This window comes from Mesorhizobium sp. M2C.T.Ca.TU.002.02.1.1, assembly GCF_003997225.1.
Map to the genome: position 1 here is coordinate 1 of NZ_RZTO01001544.1, position 369 is coordinate 369.

Below are 369 nucleotides of genomic sequence, written 5' to 3' on the forward strand. Positions count from 1 at the left end.
GCGCTTTCGGAAGGCTTGCGCTGCATGGTCTGCCAGAACCAGTCGATCGACGAATCCGATGCCGACCTTGCCCGCGACCTGCGCGTCCTCGTGCGTCAGCGCCTCGTCGCCGGCGACACTGACCAGCAGGTCATGGACTACGTGGTTTCGCGCTATGGCGAGTTCGTGCTGCTCAAGCCGCGTTTCGACCTGCGCAATGCATTGCTGTGGGGCACGCCTGTCCTGCTGTTGCTGGTGGGAGGCGTTTTCATCGTGCTGACCGCGCGGTCGCGTCGCTCGACGGCAACCAATGCGCTGACCACTGAGGAACAGGCGGCGCTGGACAAGATACTAGGCAATTAGCTCGGCTATTCCTCCGAGGGCCAGTCC

Annotated in this window: 1 protein-coding gene; it reads left to right on the plus strand. The window is 63.1% G+C overall.

Annotation, left to right across the window (positions count from 1 at the left end):
* On the plus strand, positions 1 to 342 hold a 342-nt coding region (locus EOD07_RS37200), incomplete at its 5' end, for a cytochrome c-type biogenesis protein (RefSeq protein ID WP_164772997.1).
* Positions 343 to 369: the final 27 nt, after the last annotated feature.